General features: G+C 49.0%; 20 protein-coding genes, 2 tRNA genes and 1 riboswitch. Of the genes, 5 read left to right on the top strand and 17 right to left on the bottom strand.

Annotated features, from left to right (window positions below; genetic code table 11):
• The first annotated feature begins 76 nt into the window (after positions 1–76).
• Positions 77–925, top strand: coding sequence for a class I SAM-dependent methyltransferase (locus QUE65_RS06025; protein ID WP_286280048.1), 849 nt, complete (start codon positions 77–79; stop codon positions 923–925).
• 238 nt (positions 926–1,163) lie between these two features.
• Here QUE65_RS06025 and QUE65_RS06020 read toward each other — a convergent pair.
• The 6 genes from QUE65_RS06020 to ltnD form a co-directional block, all read right to left on the bottom strand.
• A tRNA-Asn gene (locus QUE65_RS06020) sits at positions 1,164–1,239 on the bottom strand.
• 168 nt (positions 1,240–1,407) lie between these two features.
• Positions 1,408–2,373, bottom strand: coding sequence for a Bug family tripartite tricarboxylate transporter substrate binding protein (locus QUE65_RS06015; RefSeq protein WP_286280047.1), 966 nt, complete (start codon positions 2,371–2,373; stop codon positions 1,408–1,410).
• Positions 2,374–2,463: 90 nt separating this feature from the next.
• Positions 2,464–3,123 carry a class II aldolase/adducin family protein gene (locus tag QUE65_RS06010; protein ID WP_286280046.1) on the bottom strand — a complete coding sequence of 220 codons (660 nt, stop codon included), beginning with the start codon at positions 3,121–3,123 and terminating at the stop codon, positions 2,464–2,466.
• A complete protein-coding gene (gene otnK, locus QUE65_RS06005) occupies positions 3,116–4,435 on the bottom strand; it encodes a 3-oxo-tetronate kinase (protein WP_286280044.1) in 1,320 nt (439 codons plus the stop codon). Before otnK ends, QUE65_RS06010 begins: the two co-directional genes overlap by 8 nt.
• A 2-nt stretch (positions 4,436–4,437) precedes the next feature.
• Positions 4,438–5,451 carry an NAD-dependent epimerase/dehydratase family protein gene (locus QUE65_RS06000; RefSeq protein ID WP_286280042.1) on the bottom strand — a complete coding sequence of 338 codons (1,014 nt, stop codon included), beginning with the start codon at positions 5,449–5,451 and terminating at the stop codon, positions 4,438–4,440.
• A gap of 10 nt (positions 5,452–5,461) precedes the next feature.
• Positions 5,462–6,370, bottom strand: a complete 909-nt coding sequence (gene ltnD / locus QUE65_RS05995; RefSeq protein WP_286280041.1) for an L-threonate dehydrogenase — start codon at positions 6,368–6,370, stop codon at positions 5,462–5,464.
• Positions 6,371–6,578: 208 nt separating this feature from the next.
• Between ltnD and thiD the strand changes: the two genes are divergently transcribed.
• Positions 6,579–7,448, top strand: a complete 870-nt coding sequence (thiD, locus tag QUE65_RS05990) for a bifunctional hydroxymethylpyrimidine kinase/phosphomethylpyrimidine kinase (RefSeq protein WP_286280040.1) — start codon at positions 6,579–6,581, stop codon at positions 7,446–7,448.
• A 22-nt stretch (positions 7,449–7,470) separates the two neighbouring features.
• Here the strand turns inward: thiD and QUE65_RS05985 are convergent, their stop codons facing one another.
• From QUE65_RS05985 to QUE65_RS05940, 10 genes are all read right to left on the bottom strand, one after another.
• On the bottom strand, positions 7,471–8,400 hold the full coding sequence (locus QUE65_RS05985; RefSeq protein WP_286280038.1) for a thiamine phosphate synthase: 930 nt from the start codon (positions 8,398–8,400) through the stop codon (positions 7,471–7,473).
• Positions 8,401–8,409: 9 nt separating this feature from the next.
• On the bottom strand, positions 8,410–9,222 hold the full coding sequence (locus QUE65_RS05980; RefSeq protein ID WP_458574746.1) for a thiazole synthase: 813 nt from the start codon (positions 9,220–9,222) through the stop codon (positions 8,410–8,412).
• 18 nt (positions 9,223–9,240) lie between these two features.
• Positions 9,241–9,441, bottom strand: coding sequence for a sulfur carrier protein ThiS (thiS, locus tag QUE65_RS05975; RefSeq protein ID WP_353506658.1), 201 nt, complete (start codon positions 9,439–9,441; stop codon positions 9,241–9,243).
• Entirely contained in the window at positions 9,438–10,553 is a 1,116-nt protein-coding gene (locus QUE65_RS05970; RefSeq protein ID WP_286280037.1) for an FAD-dependent oxidoreductase, read from the bottom strand. Before QUE65_RS05970 ends, thiS begins: the two co-directional genes overlap by 4 nt.
• Positions 10,554–10,561: 8 nt before the next feature.
• Entirely contained in the window at positions 10,562–12,463 is a 1,902-nt protein-coding gene (gene thiC / locus QUE65_RS05965; protein ID WP_286280036.1) for a phosphomethylpyrimidine synthase ThiC, read from the bottom strand.
• A gap of 41 nt (positions 12,464–12,504) precedes the next feature.
• Positions 12,505–12,601, bottom strand: a riboswitch (TPP riboswitch).
• 48 nt (positions 12,602–12,649) lie between these two features.
• On the bottom strand, positions 12,650–13,474 hold the full coding sequence (locus QUE65_RS05960) for an NUDIX hydrolase (protein WP_286280035.1): 825 nt from the start codon (positions 13,472–13,474) through the stop codon (positions 12,650–12,652).
• Between the two features lie 253 nt (positions 13,475–13,727).
• Positions 13,728–13,802 (bottom strand) — tRNA-Arg (locus QUE65_RS05955).
• A 6-nt stretch (positions 13,803–13,808) separates the two neighbouring features.
• A complete protein-coding gene (locus QUE65_RS05950; RefSeq protein ID WP_286280034.1) occupies positions 13,809–13,967 on the bottom strand; it encodes a hypothetical protein in 159 nt (52 codons plus the stop codon).
• Between the two features lie 51 nt (positions 13,968–14,018).
• Positions 14,019–15,242, bottom strand: a complete 1,224-nt coding sequence (locus tag QUE65_RS05945) for an MFS transporter (protein WP_286280033.1) — start codon at positions 15,240–15,242, stop codon at positions 14,019–14,021.
• On the bottom strand, positions 15,239–16,459 hold the full coding sequence (locus QUE65_RS05940) for a CaiB/BaiF CoA transferase family protein (protein WP_286282463.1): 1,221 nt from the start codon (positions 16,457–16,459) through the stop codon (positions 15,239–15,241). Before QUE65_RS05940 ends, QUE65_RS05945 begins: the two co-directional genes overlap by 4 nt.
• 59 nt (positions 16,460–16,518) lie before the next feature.
• Here QUE65_RS05940 and QUE65_RS05935 point away from each other — a divergent pair, with 59 nt between their 5' ends.
• Genes QUE65_RS05935 through QUE65_RS05925 form a run of 3 tightly spaced genes read left to right on the top strand, consistent with a single transcriptional unit; the run spans position 16,519 to position 21,967 of the window.
• Complete coding sequence (locus QUE65_RS05935) at positions 16,519–18,507, top strand: DNA topoisomerase IV subunit B (protein WP_286280032.1); 1,989 nt, start codon at positions 16,519–16,521, stop codon at positions 18,505–18,507.
• Positions 18,508–18,515: 8 nt separating this feature from the next.
• Positions 18,516–20,897, top strand: coding sequence for a DNA topoisomerase IV subunit A (gene parC / locus QUE65_RS05930; RefSeq protein WP_286280031.1), 2,382 nt, complete (start codon positions 18,516–18,518; stop codon positions 20,895–20,897).
• Positions 20,898–20,899: 2 nt separating this feature from the next.
• Entirely contained in the window at positions 20,900–21,967 is a 1,068-nt protein-coding gene (locus QUE65_RS05925; protein ID WP_286280029.1) for a Rossmann-fold NAD(P)-binding domain-containing protein, read from the top strand.
• Between the two features lie 12 nt (positions 21,968–21,979).
• Here QUE65_RS05925 and araD read toward each other — a convergent pair whose 3' ends face one another.
• Positions 21,980–23,722 (bottom strand): L-arabinonate dehydratase, encoded by a 1,743-nt coding sequence (araD, locus tag QUE65_RS05920; protein ID WP_286280027.1) that lies wholly within the window; start codon positions 23,720–23,722, stop codon positions 21,980–21,982.
• Positions 23,723–23,791 lie beyond the last annotated feature (69 nt).

The following is a 23,791-nucleotide window of genomic DNA, read 5'->3' as shown; positions in this document are numbered from 1 at the left end:
CACCTCCATTCTGGGCGGTTTCTCAAGAAACCAAGTTCTGCACCGAATAGGGTGCGAAATCGGTATGGGGATGTTTATGTATTACCAAGATAGCGATGGTATTTATGTGCCACAAAAACCAGTCACGCATCGAAATGATGAATTTGTTGAAGATCAGTTTGCTCATTTATTTGAAATGCAATCCAAGCATTTTTGGTATCTAGGGCGCCATCGTTTTTTATTAGAGTCATTAAAGCGTCATCAAGCATCAGAAAACTTCTCAGCCATTGATTTGGGTGGGGGATGTGGCGGCTGGGTGCAATACCTTACTCAAACAATCCCTAATCGATTAACCGATTTGGCGCTGGCGGATTCCTCCCGGGTAGCGCTCCTCAATGCCAAAGGGGTATTAGATGAGGATGTGGACCTGTATCACGTTGACCTGATGGATTTACAAATGCAGGAGCAGTGGAATACGGCTTACTTATTGGATGTAATTGAGCATTGCCCAGATGATGTCACTGTGATGCGGGAAGCGGCTAAAGCACTAAAGCCTGGTGGCAAGCTATTTGTGGCGACCCCAGCGCTTGACTTCTTTTGGTCGTACAACGATGAGTTTGTAAAGCACGTGCGTCGCTATGACAAACGAAAGTATCAGGAACTGGCAAAGAATAGTGGACTAATCCTCAAAGATGCGCGCTATTTCATGTTCTTTCTCAGTCCGCTGTACTGGCTATCCCGTAAAACCCGCCCTAAAGAGCTTAATGAGGAGCAAATGGCAAAACTCTATAAAGAGGAGTACAAGACGCCTCATCCAATCATCAACAATGTGCTCAAAGCTGTGTTCTATGCAGAAACGCCATTGGGTCATCACTTATCGTTTCCGTGGGGGACATCCATATTGGGAGTTTTTGAGAAACCAAATAGTAAATTGAACCTTTATTAAAAAGGTGATCCAATCAAATAAGCTCTTAATTAATTAAATCTTTATGAACTTTTTTATGTGGGTAAGTAGTTCCATAATTTAGGATTAGCGACCTTATCCCCATCCCCCCCCATGTTGAATTAGCTAAGACAATAAATTTAGACGTGGTTTAGAGTTGCTAAATGTAGTCTATACGTAGTCTAGAGATAGAGAACAAAAAAGGCTTACAAGCCAATTAAGCTGTAAGCCTTACTGAATTTGGCTCCCCGACCTGGACTCGAACCAGGGACCTGCGGATTAACAGTCCGTCGCTCTACCGACTGAGCTATCAGGGAATAATCCATTATTTTACAGCATTTTTTCTAGCAGATTAGTTGTTTAGGGTACGTAGGTTCGACAGTAACCCAGGGTCTGGGATTGCATTTGGCTTTATTGGGTAATAAATGATTGCCATCAAAGAATAAAGGGGGTCATCTGACCCCCTTTGTGCATTAAAGGTTTGCCTAATCCATTTGGATCTTGGCGTAGTCAATTACCTTTCGCCAGCGATCAGTATCGGTTTTCATAAATTGAGCAGCACGCTGCGCATTCATGAAGGTGACAGTAGCACCTAAACGGGAGATTGCCTCTATCGTTTCCTTGCGTGCCACAATTTTCTCCAAAGTGGCTTGCAGGCGTTGACTGGCGCTATCAGGGATACCCTTAGGAGCAGCAATACCAAACCATGCTGAGACCTCGAAATTAGGATATCCAGCTTCAATCATGGTTGGCACATTGGGAAGGGCGGGGTTACGGGCGGCAGTAGTGACTGCCAGAGGCTTTAACTTACCACCATTAATCAGACCAAGTGCAGGTGGTAAGTTATCAAACATAAAATCTACCTCTTTTGATACTAGTCCAACATTCGCAAATGCCGAGCCACGATACGGGATGTGAACCACATAGATCCCCGCTTGGTTCTTTAACATCTCGGCACTAAGATGCAGTGAAGTGCCGTTACCATTGGAGGCATAGTTAAGTTTTCCAGGGTTTGCCCTTGCTCGTTTGACCAAATCTGCAACAGTATTAATACCCGACTCTGGGTTGACCAATAAGACATTGGGAAGCTGTCCCAGAACCGCAATGGGTTCAATACTGGCTGGGTTGTAGGGCAGGGTCTTGTATAGAGCAGGGCTAATGCTCAGAGGAGCAGAGGCCATTAAAAGGGTGTAGCCATCCGGACTTGCTTTAGCAACCTCGGCTGCTCCTAAATTACCACCCGCTCCTGGTTTGTTTTCAATCACCACGGGTTGACCCAATTCTTTTGAGAGTTCTGGGCCAATCAAACGTGCTGCATTATCAATTAAGCCGCCCGGCGGAAAGGGTACAACTAACTTAATAGCGCGATTGGGATAGTTTTGTGCATGGCTCGCAGTAAAAGGAGCAAAACTAAGTAAGAAAACAAAAAAACTAATCAGCAAGGAGCGCATGAGTGATTCCTTAATTTAGAGAGATATGTCTTTTTATCATTAAATAAATGTCCATTAGCTAGTGGTTTACCTTAATTTATTGCAATCGGTTTACCAAATTGCACCAAATGTACTTCGTAAAACTTCAATCTGTTCATCATTAAGTGGCGCTGCCTGGCAATTTGACATCAACCAAAGCTTAGCGGTTTCCTCCAACTCCTCAAGAACAGCACTAGCCATGGAGGGTGATTGATGCCACACTACAGGGCCAAGTCGGTCAAGCAAGACACCTCGGATCGGTTTTCCTGTCTTAATAGCTTTATTAATGCATTCAATCACCATAGTAGCTACCTCGGGATCACCAGGGCGTCGATAGCTAATAAAAGGGATGTGACCAACCTTCATGACGTAATACGGAGTAATGGGGGGCAATATATCCGCCTCATTCCAGATCCCTCTGATACTCAAACTGACTAAATGGCTGGCATGAGTATGAATGACGCAAGACACTTGATTATTTGCTGAGTAAATACCACGATGCAGTAATACCGTTTTTGAGGCTGGGGATCCATTGATTTGCTCGCCACCAGAATTAATCAGTGCAAGCTCCTGGGGGACTAAATTACCAAGACAGGCATCCGTAGGGGTAATTAAAATATTTCCATCATCTAGTCGAACACTAATATTGCCTGCACTAGCATGCACGTAGCCACGCATATAAAGAGATGTGCCTATCCTACATATTTCTGCACGGGCTTGTGATTCATTCATGATGTAAGTTCGATAGCTGTGTAAATGATTTTGTAAAAAAATCGATAGAACCAAAGTTTCCAGATTTTAGGGCTAAATGAATAGTCTCATCATGACAACAAGGAGAGCTTGCTGACATCCATGGCACCCCCGAATCAATTTGTGGGCCGATGGTCATCTGTTTAATTCCTAATGCTTGTACAACAGCGCCTGAGGTTTCCCCGCCGGCGACCACCAATTGGCGAACGCCATTTTGAACCAAGCCCTTAGCAATCTCTGCGAGTATTTTTTCAATATGCTCACTTGCCTTAATTACTCCCAATTTTTCTTGTATTGATTTCACAATATCAGGCTGTGAAGTGGTATAAAAAAGCATTGGACCATTCTTCAGATGTTTTTCTGCTAACGCAATCGCTTGTTGTGCAATATTCACATGAGATACATCTGCAAGCGGATCGATCACAAAAGTAGGTAATCCCCTTTGACAAAAGTCTCGGACTTGCGCGTTGGAGGCCTGTGAACAGCTACCTGAAATCACTGCTTGATAGCCAGAAGCTGGAGGAAGCATGTCAGAGCTATCGTTTAAATCGAATAAACCTCGAATCCGCCAATTATTTGGTAGACCAATTGCAAGACCTGAGCCTGCAGTAACAAGAGGCATATCCGCAGTAGCAAGAGCAATAGACTCCAAATCTTGATTACAGGTGACGTCAACCACAGCAATCCCAATACCTTGATTTTGAAGCGCATGGAAACGGGCCCGAATTTCATCAGGACCAGCGCGTACAGAATCATAATTTACTAGGCCTACAACACGTTGTGTTTGTGCTTGCATGACTCGAACTAAATTTGCGTCAGTCATCGGAGTAAGTGGATGATTTCGCATTCCGCTTTCTGAAAGAAGTTCATTTCCAACAAAAAGATGACCATTAAATATGGTTCGTTTGGCCTCTGGGAATGCAGGACAGACAATTGTGAAGCCTTTACCTTCTCCGAAAATTTCATCCATTAGGGCTTCTGTAACTGGGCCGATATTACCCTGTGGTGTTGAATCGAAGGTTGAGCAATATTTAAAATAAAATTGTTCAACACCTTGTACTTTTAACCATTCATATGCCTGTAAAGACTGTTTGATGGCCTCATGTTTAGAAATGGTTCGAGATTTGAGAGAAATGACGATCGCATCTGCATTCAGTTTTTGTGATTCTGCTGGTATACCAATTGTTTGAATGGTTCGCATTCCTGCACGAACTAAGTTATTTGCTAAATCACTTGCTCCTGTGAAATCATCTGCAATGCAACCCAGTAATGGCCGTAGATTAGGTTTGATCATTATTATTTTCTTATAGAGCAGGATACAGCTTGCGGATGTCTCATTACATACGTTCGAATTAAGTCCTCAACCGAAGAATCTGGGTTTAATCCAAGTTGGCTAGCCCGAAGATGACTAAACTGACTTGGCCACGAACTCACAATTGCATGAACTTGAGGGTCTACCTTCCATTGAAGTAAATTTGCAACTTCTTTACCAGCCAACTCTTGTAATGCCTCTGCCATCTCACCCACGGTGGTGCTGAGTGCGGGGAGATTAACTGCTGTGGGCGCACCCCATATCAATGATGGAGATTCAAGCGCACAAAATAAACCCTCAAGCGTTTTATCTAGGGAGGAAAGGGCAACACGCGTTTCTGGTGGGACCGGAACTACGCTGTTCTGTCCTGCTAAAGGTTCTCTCAGCATTCCGCTTAAAAAGCTTGATGCAGCACCATTTGGTTTTCCGGGACGAATGGAAACAGTCATTAAGCGAATATTACGGCCATGAATAAAGCCTTTCCGCGAGAAGTCAGCAACTAACTGCTCAACCATCAATTTCTGAATTCCATAGCTACTTTGCGGTGTGGGCTGATCGATATCGGAGATTTTGCTTGGCAAAGAATGACCAGGAGATGCCCCATAGACTGCAACAGAACTTGGAAATACAAAAACAGGGCGTTGTGATTGATGACGAATTGCTTGCAGTAAATTTAAACTGACCAGTAAATTACTCTGTAAACCGAGGTCTAGGTTAGCCTCACATTCTGCACTGACAGCAGCAGATAAATGAATAACCGCATCAATCTTATTTAGTGGAAGGGTTTTAGAAGTTATTAACTCATTTAAGTCGCCAATAAATGGGATAACACGGCTCTCTGCAGCAAGATCATCAGGAATTTTGTGTAAATCAGTTAAAAAGAGAGTGGAGAGTGGTGCTGGGTATCTACCCTCAATCCTGATCAGAGGTTTTTTTAAAAGCTCACGAGCTAGGCTCGCTCCCAAGAAACCACTGCCCCCAGTAATTAAAATGTGCATCTTCTATAAACTATTTTGCATCTGGTAATTTAATACCCGGAAATATTTTAATGACAGCCGCATCGTCCTCGCGACCATACCCTGCCGCAGAGGCTTGCATAAACATTTGATGGGCTGTCGCCGCCAAGGGGAGTGGAAATTTGCTTGCGCGAGCGGTATCGAGTACAAGACCCAGGTCTTTTATAAAAATATCCACTGCGGATAGAGCTGTGTAGTCTGCTTGCAAGACATGAGCCATTCGATTTTCAAACATCCAGCTATTACCAGCACTATGCGTAATAACTTCATAAAGAGCATTGGGATCCACCCCTTCACGAATGCCTAAGGCCATTGCTTCGGCTGCTACAGCAATATGAACACCAGCCAATAGCTGATTGATAATTTTTACCTTACTGCCAAAGCCTGCGCGATCACCTAATTTGTAAATATTGCATGCCATAGCCTCTAAGACATTTTCTGCTTTTTGGTATGCATCAATATGACCAGAGGTCATCATTGTGATTTGACCAGAAGCCGCTTTTGCAGCGCCGCCAGAGATAGGAGCATCTAAATACAGAAATCCTAAGTCATTTAGGCGTTTCTCAAGCGAAGCAGACCAATTAGGATCAACCGTTGAGCACATGATAAAGAGTGACTTTTGCTTCATTTCACTTGCTGCACCATGCTCACCAAATAGGACGGTTTCGGTTTGTTCCGCGTTTACAACCACACTAATGATGATGTCAGATACTTTTGCTAGTTCGGCAGGCGTTTTATAAGCCTTTCCCCCAGCCAATGCAAAACTTTCAGCTACTTCGAATCGCACATCGCAGACATTAAGGGCATGGCCGCTACGACGTAAAGAGCTAGCCATACCTAATCCCATAGCGCCAAGACCAATGAGACCTATAGATGATGAGTTTTTGGCGTTAGTTGTCATGAATCCTAGTTAATATAAAGGGTTGAGTGCAATATAGATCCCATTGTATGTCTGTTACAAAGTTTATTAAGTTAGCAGCTCTTGAGGCTGTATATTTAGGTAATACATATACTTTTAATAGCGAAGATTTTTCCTAGGCCGTAGGTCGAAGGTTAATTTTATTTTTCCTAAGTAATAATAGCGAATAGATTCCAAGGACATCTTTTTCATGAAACTCTCCAAACCCAACCCCATCTTCATCCCTAAGGTATTAAGCATTGCGGGATCGGATAGCGGTGGTGGCGCAGGGATTCAGGCAGATCTGAAGGTGATTACTGCCTTAGGTGGTTTTGGTATGACCGCGATTACAGCGATTACCGCCCAAAATACTTTGGGTGTAACAAGAATCCAAGACATTGATCTTGATGTGATTGAGGCACAAATTGATGCAGTCGTTACTGATATTGGTGTAGATGTGGTCAAGATCGGTATGTTGGCGAGTCCCGCTATTGTAAAAACGGTAGCCGCTTCTCTAAAAAAACATGGCATTCGTAGAATCGTATTAGATCCAGTTTTGCGCGCTACTTCAGGTGCGAGTTTGGGTGGTGACGATACGGCGCGCACCATGGTGACCGAGCTCTTCCCCCTTGCGACCATCATTACACCGAACTTGCATGAGGCCTCGATCTTATTAGGACGGCCCATTGTGGCGGTTGACCAATTTAAGACGGCTGCCGAAGAACTCTTAGCCCTTGGTCCACGTGCGGTCCTGATCAAAGGGGGTCATTTAGAAGGTGAGCCGCACGAGCTGGTGGACTATTTAATCTGGCACGATCGCAAAGACGATGTGCCAGTGGTGTTTCATAAGAAGTTTAAGCATCGACGCATTCCGACGGTGAACACCCATGGTACCGGCTGCTCACTCTCAAGCGCTATTGCGACCTACTTGGCCGATAAACATGATCTAAGCCACTCGGTGGCTAAGGCAATCACCTTTGTGAGTGCAGCCATTGAAGCGGGGCAGCATCTAGAAATTGGTCAAGGGCCCGGGCCGCTGTGGCATATGCACGACTTCTATCCCACTCAATTACCAGACTAACAATAAACGCTTAATTAGTTAGTTAGTTAGTTTTCATGAGCTCTTGCAAGCGTTTGACGGCTGCTTTGGGATCATCGCTAGCCACAATTGCACGAACGACCGCCACAGAGCCGACCCCGCTTTGTGCCACCGCATGAACACTAGCTTCATCGATTCCACCAATGGCAACCAGCGAGTAGTGTTGCATAAGTTTGGCATAGGCATACAAACGACCTAAGCCTTGAGGAGCAGTAGGCATCTTCTTGAGATTGGTGGGGAACACCGCACCCATTGCAATATAGCTTGGGCAATACCGATCTGCAATGGCTAACTCGGCATAGCCATGGGTACTAATTCCCAACCGTAGTCCAGCCTCGCGAATGGTATCTATATTGGCACTGACCAAATCCTCTTGGCCTAGGTGAACTCCATAGGCGCCTGCGGCAATCGCTTCTTCCCAATGATCATTAATAAATAAGAGGGTCTTACTTCCCTTAACCGCTGCAACTGCCTCCTTTATTTGCATACGAATGCTCTTGGCATCATCCGATTTAAATCGCAACTGTGCGGTGGGAAGTTCGGCATCGACCATGCGCTTAATCCAATCGGCATCGGGGAACACTCCGTAGAGGCCTAAGCGCTTGGGACACTCTTTAAAAGCCTTTGGATTTGAATTTCGGGAATAGGGCAACATCTCAAAATACTCTGGGCGTGAGGGCCAGAGCTTCGGATTAAAGTCGCCCACTTCTTTAATCATGCGTGACCAGGCTTTCCCTAAAACGCGTGCATCGCTTTCAATAAAGCCCATCTCAATCGCCGCAATCGTACCCGCGAGTTCGTATTGATCTTGGCTGGACTCGGTCTTAATAGTGGGCGGTGGTTGATCAGGACTAAAGCTTGGCAAAGGTAAGCACAAATCATCTTGGCCATGCGCCGCCATAATTTGTTTAGCCATCTCCCGAATATGACTCACACTACATTCCTATTCGTGATGCCAAAATGGGGTGCCCACCAATGGCGTGCTCGCTTGCGCTGAATCTTGCGGTTGCATCGCTCCTGATAAAAATGCCTGCCGACCTGCATGAACTGCAGCAGCGAACGCCGAAGACATCGCTACGGGATCTTGGGCAAGTGCCACGGCAGTGTTAAGTAGTACGCCATCAAAGCCCCATTCCATCACCGTGCAGGCATGCGATGGTAAGCCTAAGCCCGCATCCACCAGCAATGGAACCGACAGACGCTCACGCAATAAACGCATTGCATACGGATTGAGTGGTCCTTGACCGGTACCAATCGGCGCAGCCCACGGCATGACCGCTTGGCAACCAACATCAACCAAGCGCTGACACACAATCAAATCCTCGGTGCAATAGGGCAAGACCTTAAAGCCATCTTTGATGAGATGCTCGGCAGTCTGCACCAAACGTAAGGTATCGGGTTGCAAGGTGTAATCATCCCCAATCAGTTCTAACTTAATCCAATTGGTCTCAAACACCTCACGCGCCATCTGTGCAGTGGTGATTACCTCTTGAGGACTATGGCAACCGGCAGTGTTTGGTAGTACCGGTACTGCCATTTTCTTAAGAAGCTCCCAAAAGCCGCTGTGCGCTTCGGTTGCTGCAGAGCCCTGACGTCGCAAGCTTGCGGTAATCATGGCTGGTCGTGCACGTTGCACAGCGGTCTCCAGCACTTGGGGCGAGGGGTAGCGCGAGGTGCCAAGTAGCAAGCGACTGGCAAACGACTCGCCATACAAAATCAATGGATCGTTGAGATGGGTAGGCAAAGGAGCGGTCATGAGGCGAGTATGGATAGTTTAACCACCGGTTACCGGAGAAATAATTTCTACGGAGTCGTTATCCTGCAAAACATACTCCGCATGTTGTGATTTTGGAACGAACTGCAAATTAACTGCAACGGCATATGGCGGTTTGGCATCAAGCACCGTTAAGAGATCACTGACCTTACTCGCAGGGGCAAGCTCACGGACCTGCTGGTTGACGATCACGCGCATCATACGAGAGACTGACTCAATGTAGCTTGCTGGATTTGCAGATCAAAACGCTTGGCAAGGGTTTGAGATTCACCACGAAGCACTTGCAATGCCGCATCCATCATCGCTGGTGCAATTAAATACCCATGGCGATAGAGCCCATTGATTTGCATGAGCCCAGGCTCCGGAATACAAATCTCGGGTAAATTATTTTTAAGCGTAGGCCGGCATTGTGTGGCAGCCTCCACAATTCGGGCTTCGGCAAAACCGGAGTGCACCGAGTAAGCCGCCGAGAGCAACTCCATGGAGGAGCGCACGCTCACCGGCGAGAGATCATCGGATTCAATCTCCGTAGCACCAATCACATACAGATCATTCTCCTTGGGAGCAATGTAGATGGGATAGCGGGGATGGATTAAACGCGTAGGACGCTTGAGCTTAACCTCCGGCGCATGTACCCGAATCACTTCCCCCCGAACCCCACGCAATGGATTGCGAGTATCGGCCCAACTGGCTTTTGCTCCTAAACCACGGCAATCAATGACCCAATCAAAGCCATGACCACGCAGCTCATTGGGCTCTATCGCACGATGCCAATGCATGGGCACCTGCGCTTTGGTTAAGAACTCAAGTAAGCCAGTCAAGAGTTGACGATTATCGAGTTGGCCCTCGCGTGGCAAAAAGAGGCCTTGAGTAAACCGCTCCGCTACTGCAGGCTCAAGTTCGGTTAACGCCTTGCCATCAAGATGCCATGGGGTTGCTAGTGCAGGGTTCATGCGCACATTGCGCTCAAGATGCTCAGCAAAACGTTGCGCCTCAGGTGCATCGAGGCGATGCCACAGAACGAGGGTACCGTCTTGCTGAAAGTAAGTCTGTTGCGATACCTGCGCGTTCAACTCCGTAATGAGTTGCTTCCAACGATCAAGGCCATAGAGACCCATCCGCACTACTGGTGCTTCCGTGATGGCTGACTCAGCCAGAGGAGCTAGCATCGAAGCGGCAACCCGCGCTGCGGAGTGCTCTGCCTCGGGCCCGCTGCGTTCAAACAGTTCAACCCGTGAACCCGATTTGGTGAGGGCATACGCCATCATCCGACCCATGAGGCCGGCACCGATGATGGCGTAGGACATACTCATCTTCGTTCTTACTGATAGATCTCGCTACCGCGTTTGCGGAACTCGATCGATTTCTCTTCCATGCCCTTGGCGGGATCGACGCCTTCTTTGAGACTTGCGGCGTAGTCACGTACATCTTGTGTGATCTTCATTGAACAGAACTTGGGACCGCACATCGAGCAGAAGTGAGCAATCTTGGCACCCTCGGCGGGGAGTGTGGCATCGTGGTACTCGCGCGCCCGCTCGGGGTCTAAACCAAGATTGAACTGATCTTCCCAGCGGAACTCAAAGCGCGCTTTGGAGAGCGCGTTATCGCGCAACTGAGCACCCGGAAAGCCCTTCGCAAGATCGGCACCATGGGCAGCAATCTTGTAGGTGATGATGCCCTCGCGCACATCTTCTTTATCGGGTAGACCCAAGTGCTCTTTGGGTGTTACATAGCACAGCATGGCAGTGCCGTACCAACCAATCTGCGCCGCACCAACTCCACTAGTAATGTGATCGTAGCCAGGAGCGATATCAGTAATCAAGGGTCCTAAGGTGTAGAAGGGTGCTTCTAAACAATGCTTGAGCTCTTCGGTCATGTTCTCTTCAATGCGTTGCATTGGAACGTGACCCGGGCCTTCAATCATGACCTGCACATCGTGCTGCCATGCTTTGGCTGTCAGTTCACCCAAGGTATGCAGTTCACCAAATTGCGCGGCATCATTGGAGTCGGCGATGCAACCAGGACGCAAACCATCGCCTAAGCTAAAGGACACATCGTAGGCTTTCATGATCTCGCAGATCTCATCAAAGTGGGTGTAGAGGAAGTTCTCTTTGTGATGCGCCAAGCACCACTTGGCCATGATGGAGCCCCCGCGTGAGACGATGCCGGTAATGCGATCGGCAGTGAGTGGCACATAACGCAACAATACCCCAGCATGGATCGTGAAGTAATCCACGCCTTGCTCGGCTTGCTCCACCAGGGTGTCTCGGAACATTTCCCAGGTGAGGTCTTCAGCAATACCACCGGTCTTATCGAGGGCTTGATAAATAGGCACCGTACCAATGGGTACTGGCGAGTTCCGAATAATCCACTCGCGGGTCTCATGAATGTGCTTACCGGTGGAGAGATCCATGATGGTGTCTGCACCCCACCGAATCGCCCACACCATTTTCTCGACCTCTTCATTAATGGAGGAGGTCACCGCAGAATTACCTAGATTGCCATTGATCTTGACGCGAAAGTTGCGGCCAATGATCATGGGCTCCAACTCTGGGTGATTGATGTTGGCAGGAATAATGGCGCGACCTGCGGCAATCTCCGAGCGCACAAATTCCGGCGTAATTACATCGGGGATATTGGCACCAAAGGATTTACCAGGATGCTGCTTGAGGATCTGTTGATAGCGAGGATCTTGACGAAGTTTCTCAAGACCCATGGACTCGCGCAGAGCCACGTACTCCATTTCAGGGGTAATGATGCCTTTGCGGGCGTAATGCATTTGACTCACGTTTGCACCCGACCTGGCAACCCGTGGTGCGGCAATATGTGAGAAGCGTAAATGGGCGGTGGCTGGATCATGAGCACGGGCCTCACCGTATTCGGAAGAGGGGCCAGCGAGTTGCTCGGTATCACCACGCTCACTAATCCATTGGCTACGTAATTTGGGCAGACCCTTTTCTAAATTGATGACGATGTCGGGATCGCTGTAGGGGCCTGAGGTGTCATACACCGGAATGGGCGGATTAGCCGATTCGGTCTCACCCGTTTTAGTCGGCAACTGTTCGATCACCCGAATCGGCGCCTTCACGTCGGGTCGCGATCCTTGCAAATAGGTTTTGGTGGAAGCCGGATAGGCAAACTTTTGCCCAAAGTCACGCTCCAAGCTTTTCAGACTTGGGATCTCTGGTTTGACCTTCTTTTGATTCTCGGTGCTAACGCTCATGTCCATCTCCTCACAATATTCATCGAGTGGACGAAACCGGGTACCGGTTTGATGGAACTCCCCACGCCAGCATTACCTGGATCGGGTTCGAGGGTCTTTCTCAGCACCACCGCAATGGGGGCACCCCTGTTTCATCCTTGTAACCCTATTTAACCACGAATCCCCCAAGTGCATCCTTGAGCCGGATCAAGCGATACGATTGCGGCGCAATATGAAGTCGGCTGTGACCAAGGCTGCATCGGTGGTGAACTCATCAGCCAGTATTCGTGCGGCGGCTTCCGCAAGGTCCAACTGGATAAAGCCACTGACCTCGCCATCGTGATTCACAGGAATGAGGTGATTAGGAAGCTCTAGATCAAAGATAAACAGACTCTCGTGGTGGATGCCGTGCGGCGGATGAGGGCGACTAATGAGTAACTTACCCGCTGGGGTGATGCCGCTGGCAATGGGCTCAGGTATACCAGCTTCTTCCCACAGTTCCCGAATCGCGCAATGCACGACGGTCTCTGCGGCGCTAATACCGCCGGCAGCCAGATTATCAAGCTTGCCAGGATCGATTTGCTTACTCTCGCTGCGTCTTCCCACCCAAAGTTGGCCATTGGCAGCAACGCCATTGATATGCGCCGCCTGACTTTGCACCCCAAGACTACGAAACGCCGCGCGCTCAACCCGAAAATACTCATGACCATCAGCGCCATAGAATGCAAACTCTTCATTACGCCACGCTGGAATCAATCCGGCGCTACGCATGCGCATTGCCAAGATACGCAAGCTCGTACTGAGCTGAGCAGGCGATACCGTTGCTAATGCAAGACCGCGTGCACTGACATGAAGATGCGCGATCGGTTCGCGTTGCAAACATTCAATTACAAAGGGGGTAAATTCAGGGACGAGGTGACCGACGGTGCGATCACCCAACAGAACTGGCAAGCACGCGTGGGGCAAATGGCAACTCGCGTTTTGCAACATTTCTTCGAGAGCGGCGAGAGTGCTTACAGGGATTATTGCCATGAGTCAAGTGTAAGCCAACTCATTGACGAAGCAATCAAGCCACACGATTGATGCTCAATTATTGAGCATACTAGCTCACTCGTTTAAAAATCAGCACTTACAAATCATTTTGCAGTTTTGTCCACACGCACTGTGGATAACTTCATCACCAATGGACTGTGCATGAATGAAAAAGCGTAACAAATGTGTGACACATTGTTATTCAATCGATTTAGTGATTTTCCTAATTCAAAAATAAAAACTCATATGAATTTGGTCCCCCTGCCAGGAGTCGAACCTGGATCTATCGCTTAGGAGGCGATTGCACTATCCATTGTGCTACAGCGGGAGTGGACTACCAGCCACACAGGGCCCATGCTTGCTCAGCTAAACCAATGACAACCTCGGGGATGAAGTAAAGCGCAAAGACCAGCGCTAAAAGGATCGCACTGCTGGCATAGAGTGCAATCTTCTTCCAGGTCGGAGATGAGGTCATTGATGCGGATTGGCTCATGAATGCATTCTACCGAAAGCAGGTGGCCATCGCCACTGAATTGCTACGGCCTTAGGCGCTAGCCGGACGCTGCAGGGGCTCTTCACGGATTGGTAAATTAATCAAGCCTGCAAAGACCCCAAGGGCCATCGCAATGCCCCACACAATCTGATAGGAGCCCGTGAGGTCGTATAAGTAGCCACCGAAATACGCACCACAGAAACTACCCAATTGATGCGAGAAGAACACCACTCCGGAGAGCATGGTGAGGTATTTAACCCCAAAGATTTGAGCAACGATCGCGTTCGTTAAGGGAATGGTCGAGAGCCAGAGCACACCCATGACCGCAGCGAACACATAGGTGCTTATCGATGACAGGGGCAATAATAAAAAGATGGCAATTGCAAAAGAGCGTGAGAGATAGATCGCAGAGAGTAAAAAGCGTTTTGGATAGCGCGCACCTAAGACACCCGCGTAATACGTACCAATGACATTAAATAAACCAATTAAAGCAAGGGCAGTGGTTGCGACGCTGGCGCCATTAATGTCTGGATACTGCAAAGCCATATCTTTGAGGTAAGGCGCAAGGTGAACCGTAATGAAGACCACCTGAAAGCCACACACAAAGTAACCCATCATTAAAAAGCGAAAGTTACGATTACCAATCGCTTCATTCAGGGCCTGACGAATCGTTTGATCACCCGCTTGATTGGGCGCAAAACCGGTTTCACGCAAGCAAAATGCAATCGGGATCATGAGTGAAGCCATTAGTCCTAAATAGATGAGTGCCTCGTTGGCGCCAAAGCTCGTAATCAAGCCTTGCTCCAGAGGCATCATCAAGAATTGCCCAAAAGAGCCTGCTGCTGCAGTGACACCCATGGCCCAGACGCGCTTCTCTGCGCTGACATTACGACCTAAGATACCGTAGACCACGCTGTAGGTCGTCGCTGCTAAACCAATACCAATTGATAGGCCACCCGCTAAATGAAATAACCAGGGATCATTGGTGAGAGCCATACCGATCAAACCTACGGCATAGAGGAATCCACCCAGAATCATGATCTTAAATGGACCATAGCGATCAGCAAGCGCACCGGCGACGGGTTGCGCAAATCCCCAAATTAAGTTCTGGAGCGCAATCGCTAATGCGAAGGTCTCACGGCCCCAGCCGTTGGCGGAGGTAATGGGCATATTAAAGAGACCAAAACCATGACGGATCCCCATGGAAAGGGTGACCATCAAACTGCCAAAGATCAGCACTTGGACCATCGATAAGCTTGGAGCACGCTGGGTCATACGATGCCTCTCTGATGCAGTTCATTAATTTGTGAGGCACTCATGCCAAGTTCGTCACGCAACACTTCGTCGGTATGCTGCCCCAATAGTGGGGGTGGCATGCGTACTTCAACCGGTGTCTTCGATAGACGCATTGGGCTAGCGACTAATTTCATGGTGCCAGCCGTTGGATGAGGTACATGCATTTCAATACCACGCGCAATCACTTGTTCGTTCTCAAACACTTCTTGTAAATTATTAATGGGCCCACAAGGTACCCCCGCTGCTTCCAAAAGAGTAATCCATTGTGCCTTGGTCTTTTCTTTCACCATCTCAACCAACAGAGGGATTAGTGCAGCGCGGTACTCAATGCGCGCGGGGTTCGTGGCAAAGCGCGGATCGTCGGCTAAGGCCTCGCGGTTACCAGCCTTCACAAAGTTGCGGAACTGACTATCGTTACCCACTGCCACAATGATCCAACTGTCTGAGGTCTGAAAGGTTTGATAGGGCACGACATTGGGGTGGGCATTACCCCAGCGATGCGGTGAGACCCCGCTGCATAAATAATTGCTGGAGATATTGGCAAGCATGGCGACCTGCGTATCTAAAAGCGCCATATCAATATATTGACCCTCACCGCAACGATCGCGATGGATCACCGCGGCTAGGATGGCAGAACTGGCATACATGCCTGTAAATAAATCGACGATGGCAACCCCTGCTTTTTGAGGACCACCACCGGGTAGATGATCGGCTTCACCGGTAATGCTCATAAAGCCACCCATGCCTTGCAAGATGAAGTCATAGCCAGGGCGTTGCTGATAGGGACCACTTTGACCAAAGCCGGTGATCGAGCAATAAATGAGATTCGGTTTAATTGCACACAAACTCAAGTAATCTAAACCGTACTTTGCTAACTGACCAACCTTGTAGTTTTCGATCACCACATCGGAGGTCTTAACCAGATCGCGCACAATCGCTTGCCCTTCGGGAGTGCTGATATCAAGAGTGATGGATTTCTTATTGCGATTAATGGAAATGTAATACGCTGATTCGGTGGTGTCCTGACCATTTGGGTCTTTGGCAAACGGTGGCCCCCAATGGCGGGTATCGTCACCTCCACCAGGGCGCTCCACCTTGATCACTTGCGCACCTAAATCGGCTAGGTTCTGAGCACACCATGGACCCGCTAAAACGCGGCTTAGATCCAATACCCGAATATGACTTAACGCTCCCATCGGCTTATTTTCCCATGCTTTTGCTACCCACCTCATGGATATGACTACAATTTCTGCGCATGGCGACACGTAAACCATCCCAATACAGCGAATCCTCCATCAAGGTCTTAAAGGGCTTGGAGCCGGTGCGTCAGCGCCCGGGTATGTACACCCGTACCGATAACCCACTGCATATCATTCAAGAGGTCTTGGATAACGCCTCTGACGAAGCGCTCGGTGGTTACGGTAAAGAAGTGGTGGTGACCTTGCACACCGATGGCAGTGTGAGTGTTGAAGACGATGGCCGCGGTATTCCAGTGGGGATGCACCCGCAAGAGAAAAAACCCGTGGTGGAGATTGTGTTCACGCAATTGCATGCCGGCGGTAAGTTTGAGAAGGGCAGTGGCGGTGCGTATGCATTCTCAGGCGGCTTGCATGGTGTTGGTGTGTCGGTGACCAACGCATTGGCTAAACGTTTAGAGGTGACCGTGTGGCGTGAGCAGCAGGTCTCTAACATCACCTTTGCCGATGGCGATGTGATTGAGAAGCTCAAAACCAAAGCGGCCACCAAAGGCGACAAAGCGCATGGCACCAAAGTGCGCGTTTGGCCCAATCCAAAATACTTTGATAGCGCCACTATTCCCATGGCTGATCTCGAGCGCCTCTTGCGTTCTAAAGCAGTCCTCTTGCCAGGCGTCAAAGTAACACTCGTGCATGAGAAAAACGGTCAAAGCCAATCGTGGCTCTATACCCAAGGATTAAAAGGCTATCTCGATGAGGCCTTAGCACAAAGTGGCCATAGCGCCCCAGTGATTCCTGCGTTTGAGGGCGAGCATTACGCTAGTGGTGCTGGCGATGAAGAAGCCTTTGCTGAAGGTGAAGGCGCCGCTTGGGTGGTGAGTTGGACCGAAGAGGGTGCACCGGTACGTGAGAGTTATGTGAACCTCATTCCAACTCCTGCGGGTGGAACCCACGAGAGCGGTTTGCGCGAAGGACTATTTAATGCAGTCAAAAGTTTTGTTGAGATTCATGCTCTGCAGCCCAAAGGCGTGAAGCTCATGCCTGAGGACGTCTTTGCCAGGGCCTCATTCATATTGTCTGCCAAAGTATTGGATCCGCAGTTTCAAGGGCAGATTAAAGAACGCCTCAACTCCCGCGATGCGGTGCGCTTGGTCTCTGGCTTTGTAAAGTCAGCGCTTGAGTTATGGCTTAACCACCACGTTGATTACGGCAAAGCACTGGCAGAGCTCGTGATTAAACAAGCACAAGCGCGCACTCGCGCTGGGCAAAAGGTGGAAAAGAAAAAATCTTCGGGTGTCGCGGTTCTACCTGGCAAGCTCACTGACTGTGAGAGCGAAGACATTCTCTTAAACGAGATCTTTTTGGTGGAGGGTGACTCCGCTGGCGGCTCAGCGAAGATGGGTCGCAATAAAGAGTACCAAGCCATCCTACCCTTGCGCGGTAAGGTGCTTAATACGTGGGAGACCGAGCGGGATCGGCTCTTTGCGAACAATGAGGTGCACGATATTGCAGTGGCGATTGGCGTCGATCCGCACGGACCCAATGATGAGCCTAATTTAGGCAACCTGCGCTACGGCAAGATTTGCATTCTGTCCGATGCCGATGTGGATGGCTCGCATATTCAGGTGCTTCTCTTGACCCTCTTTTATAAACACTTCCCACGCTTAGTAGAGAACGGTCATGTTTACATTGCCCGACCACCGCTGTATCGTGTTGATGCTCCCGCGCGGGGTAAGAAGCCGGCACAGAAGATCTACGCTCTCGATGAGAGTGAGCTAATTGCGATTGAAGACAAGCTACGCAAAGATGGGGTGCGCGAGGGTGCGTGGCAGATCTCGCGCTTTAAAGGTTTGGGTGAGATGAGCGCCGAGCAATTGTGGGATACCACCCTTAATCCGGATACCCGACGTCTCTTACCAGTGACCTTGGGCGAGATGAGTGAGAGTGAAACCATCAAGACCATGGATATGTTGATGGGCAAGGCGGAGTCTGGTGCGCGCCGCGATTGGTTAGAAGAGCGCGGCAATGAAGTCGAAGCCGATATTTAGGACAGAGCATGGTAACTAAAAAATCCGCATCGACTAAAAATAAGAAAGCAATTCCTGAGCAGGGGGATCTCTTTACGCAAGAGCGACCCAAAGCCAATACCGCAAACCCTGAGGAGTTTTTATCCTTAGGCATCTACGCTGAGCGCGCGTACCTCGATTACGCCATCAGCGTGGTCAAAGGGCGCGCACTCCCAGAAGTTGCTGATGGCCAAAAGCCGGTGCAACGTCGCATTCTCTTTGCCATGAACGAGATGGGCTTGCGCGCTGACGCTAAGCCCGTCAAGAGTGCGCGTGTGGTTGGTGATGTCTTGGGTAAATTTCATCCGCATGGCGATCAATCCGCCTACGATGCCTTAGTGCGCTTGGCCCAGGATTTCTCCTTACGCTATCCACTCATCGATGGCCAAGGTAACTTTGGTTCACGCGATGGCGATGGGGCTGCAGCCATGCGCTACACCGAGGCGCGTTTGACCAAGATTGCAAGTCTGCTGCTTGCTGAGATTGATGAAGGCACGATTGATTTTGTGCCCAACTACGACGGCTCCTTTAAAGAACCCAAACTGCTCCCTGCACGCCTACCATTCGTGTTGCTCAACGGTGCCTCCGGAATTGCTGTGGGTATGGCGACCGAGATCCCATCGCATAACTTGCGCGAGGTTGCAAGCGCCGCCGTGGCGTTGATGAAGTCACCTAAAACCAGTTTGGGCGACTTACTTAAACACATCCCAGGACCTGATTTTCCGGGTGGTGGGCAAATCATTTCCCCAAGCAGTGAGATCGCTCAGATCTATGAGAGTGGGCGTGGCTCGGTCAAAGTACGGGCGCGCTGGAGTATTGAAGAGCTCGCTCGTGGCCAATGGCAAGTGGTGGTCAACGAGTTGCCACCAGCCACCTCTGCGCAACGTGTCTTGCAAGAGATTGAAGAGCTCACCAATCCGAAAGTGAAGTTGGGTAAGAAGTCACTCACCACCGAGCAAAATAATCTTAAGCAAACCATATTGAACGTCTTAGATAGCGTACGTGATGAGTCAAGTCGCGAGTCCCCAGTCCGCTTAGTGTTTGAACCGAAGAGTAAGAACGTAGAACCGAGTGAGTTTATCACCTTACTCTTGGCACATACCTCGCTCGAGTCCAATGCCTCGATTAACTTGGTAATGATCGGCAATGACGGTCGCCCCCGTCAAAAGGGCTTAAAAGAGATATTGACCGAATGGATTGAGTTCCGAGTTGAGACCGTAACCCGACGTACTGAGCACCGCTTGGGTAAGGTCAAGGACCGGATGCATATCTTAGAAGGACGCAAGATCGTCTTTCTGAACATTGATAAGGTGATTAAGCTAATTCGGAATAGCGATGAGCCTAAGCCCGATTTAATGAAGGCCTTTAAGCTCACTGAGCGCCAAGCGGAAGACATCTTAGAGATTCGTCTTCGCCAACTTGCGCGTCTTGAGGGGATCAAGATCGAACAGGAGCTCAAAGAGCTCAAAGGGCAAAAGGCCGAACTCGATGAGTTGCTTAGTAATGAGTCAGCATTGCGTAAGCACATCATCAAAGAGATTGAGAGCGATGCCAAAGAGTTTGGTGATGAGCGTCGTACCCTCATGAAAGAAGACGAGCGCGCAGTAGCCGAAGTGAAGGTGATTGATGAGCCAGTGACCGTGATCGTATCCCAAAAGGGATGGGTGCGGGTCCGTCAGGGCCATGAGCATGATCCTCAGCAGTTCACCTTCAAAGCCGGTGATGCGCTCTATGACACCTTTGAGTGCCGCACCGTGGATCAAATGCTTGGCTTTGGTAGTGATGGTCGGGTCTATACGGTTGCCGTGAGTGAGTTACCTGGTGCACGAGGGGATGGCTCACCACTGACGAGTTACGTCAATCTTGCCGCAGGCTCGCAAATGGTCGCCTACTATGCGGGTCACGCCGATGATCTGGTTCTAATCTCCACCAAAGGCGGTAATGGCTTCTTAGCCAATGTTGCTGACATGATCACTCGTAATAAAGCAGGTAAATCCTTTGTGGGTCTGGATAAGAAAACAGTCGGTGATGCACCACTGGGTGCTGCAAAGGTAAGCGAGGGCATGCGCCAAGTTGCTTGCTTATCCGAGAATGGCCGACTCTTAGTGTTCCCGCTCGATGAACTCAAGCGTCTACCAACTGGTGGTAAGGGGGTGATCTTGATGGGACTTGATGCCAAAGAGCATTTGCGCTGCGCAATTGCCTTTGGAGCAGCAGGGATAAGTTATAGCGGGCTAGGACGCGCTGGTAAACCCACTGATACACTGCTTGACGCTAAAACGCTGAAGGGATTTGCAGGCAATCGTGCTCGCAAAGGTCATTTAGTGGATCCTAGACTTAAAGAAGCAAGACTAAAAGCAATTAATAACTAACCATGCCTTACAAAATTTTATTACTTGGGGCCTCTTATGGATCCCTATTAGCCTCTAAATTACTCTACGGCGGTCATCATATCCATTTAGTGTGTTTGCCTGAAGAAGCAAAACTCATTAATGCCGAAGGATTTAAGGTTCGTTTACCCATTCGGGGGCGAGCTGAACCGGTTTTATTGAACTCACAACAATTACCAGGCTCAGTGAGTGCCGGACCCGCAGAAACAGTTGATGTCAGTCAATATGATTTAGTAGGACTGTGTATGCAAGAGCCGCAATACCGTTTGTCTGGAGTGCGAGAGCTAATGATGGCCATTGGACAGTCTCGATTGCCATGCATGTCAATTATGAATATGCCGCCGCTCCCCTATATGAAGCGGATTGCAGGTTTAGATCATGCAGCACTTGAAGCTGCCTATACCGATGCGCGGGTATGGGATACCTTTGATCCCCAAAAGGTAACCTTAAATAGCCCCGATCCTCAAGCCATTCGACCTCCTGGAGAACCTATCAATTTTCTGCAAGTTACTCTTCCTACAAATTTTAAGTGCGCCACTTTTTTAGATCCACAAGATAATCGAATTTTGCGGCAGTTAGAAACGGATGTAGCCAATGCACGCTTTGATACTGCTGATGGCAGAATTGAGTTACCCGTAAAACTGAAAGTGCATGAGTCATTATTTGTGCCGTTGGCTAAGTGGTCGATGCTATTAGCTGGCAATTACCGGTGTGTTTTGGAAGATGGAATGCGCAATACCCAAGATGCTGTTCATGCTGATCTTGAACAGTCGCGATCGGTGTATGAGTTTGTATTTGATCTGTGCCTACGTTTAGGGGCAGCCCCTACAGATCTTGTGCCCTTTGAGAAATATGCTGCTGCGGCTAAGTCGCTGTCCCGACCCGCATCAGCAGCTCGTGCTCTGCAAAATGGTGCGCCATACATTGAGCGCGCTGACAAACTGGTCCAATTAATTGCTAAATCTAAAGGCTTAAGTCATCCAGCCATTGATGCGCAGGTCGCGTTGGTGGATCGGCGCTTGGAGGCCAATCGACAACGTTTGGTTAAATAGATTCTTGATGCATTAATGAATCTCAGGATCTGCTCCAGATCCTGCAGCGGATTTGGTTTCTAAGAAATCAAAATCACAGCCATGATTGGCTTGCATGATGTGGGCGCTATACATCTTGCCAAAGCCTCGATCAAACTTTTGTGGTGGCGCTTGCCAAGCACTTTTGCGTTTTGCCATTTCCGCATCCGAAATTAATACATTGAGTTTGCGAGCTGGCACATCCAGTTCGATCAAATCACCATCGCGCACAAAGGCGAGTGGACCACCTACGTAAGACTCTGGCGCAACGTGCAAGATGCACGCGCCGTAACTAGTCCCGCTCATGCGCGCATCAGAGATGCGGACCATGTCGCGTACTCCTTGCTTGAGTAACTTTTGGGGAATGGGTAATTGCCCCCACTCGGGCATCCCAGGCGCACCTAAGGGGCCGGCATGTTGCAAGACAATGACCGAGTCTTTATCAATATCGAGCTGTGGATCGTCAATGCGTGCGGCTAAATCATCGTAGTTCTTAAAAACAACGGCTTTGCCAGTGTGTTTGAGTAAATGCGCTTCGGCCGCAGGTGGTTTAATCACAGCGCCATCGGGTGCAAGGTTACCTTTGAGAACTGCCAAACTATCCCGAGGAACAAGGGCATTATCGGGAGATCGAATCACCTCAGGTTGATAAACCTTGGCATCGGCAATCAGCTCACCCAGGGATTTACCGTCAACGGTGTGTTGCTGCAGATCTAAAAAGGGCGAGAGTTGCTTGAGGAGGGCACGTAAGCCACCGGCGTAATAAAAATCTTCCATTAAATACTGACCTGCGGGCCGTAAATTTGCCAGAACAGGAACACGTCTTGCCAGTGCATCAATGTGATCAAGCGTGAGCGGAAATCCGGCACGTCGTGAGACGGCAATCATATGAACTACGGCATTCGTGGAACCAGCAAGGGCTAAGACGGTAGTCATTGCGTTATCAAAGGATGCTTTGGTGAGAATATCCGAGGGCTTGAGATCTTCCCAGGCCATCTCCACAATCCGTCGTCCTGTGAGGCTTGCCATTTGTGCATGGCGTGCATCGCTCGCCGGAATCGAGGCAAACCCGGACAAGCACAAACCCAGCGCTTCAGCTGCGCTCGTCATGGTGGAGGCAGTTCCCATGGTCATGCAATGCCCTGGGGAGCGTGCAATGCCATTCTCGATGTTTTGCCAATCACTTTCCGTAATATTGCCGGCGCGTAACTCAGCCCAGTATTTCCAGACATCGCTACCGCTTCCTAAATATTGACCTTGATAGTCACCCCGTAGCATCGGACCTGCGGGTAAAAAAATGGTGGGCAAGTTCATGCTAATGGCGCCCATCAGTAAAGCAGGAGTCGTTTTATCGCAACCGCCCATCAACACACATGCATCGGCAGGGTAGGAGCGTAATAATTCTTCGGTTTCCATCGCCAACAGATTGCGGTAGAGCATGGTGGTGGGTTTTTGAAATGGCTCCGATAATGTAATCGCTGGCATTTCAACTGGAAAGCCACCCGCTTGCCAAATGCCGCGTTTTACTTCTTCAGCACGTTGTCGAAAATGCGCATGGCAGGGATTAATATCGCTCCAAGTATTAATGATCGCAATGACGGGCTTGCCTGCATAATCTGCGCGGGTGTACCCCATTTGAGCTGTCCGTGAGCGATGACCAAAGCTACGTAAGTCCTTCACACCATACCAACGGTGACTGCGTAATTCTTCTGGCTTTTTTAACTTGCGAGCAGACATGGGTTCCTGTCATTCATTGATGAATTGATTGATTTAATATACACGAGAACCTTAAGCTACTATTTAGCC

The sequence above is a fragment of the Polynucleobacter sp. HIN8 genome (assembly GCF_030297615.1).
Classification (GTDB): Bacteria; Pseudomonadota; Gammaproteobacteria; order Burkholderiales; family Burkholderiaceae; genus Polynucleobacter.
The sequence above is the reverse complement of the archived record's forward strand: the minus strand, read 5'-3'. Positions and strand labels throughout refer to the sequence as shown.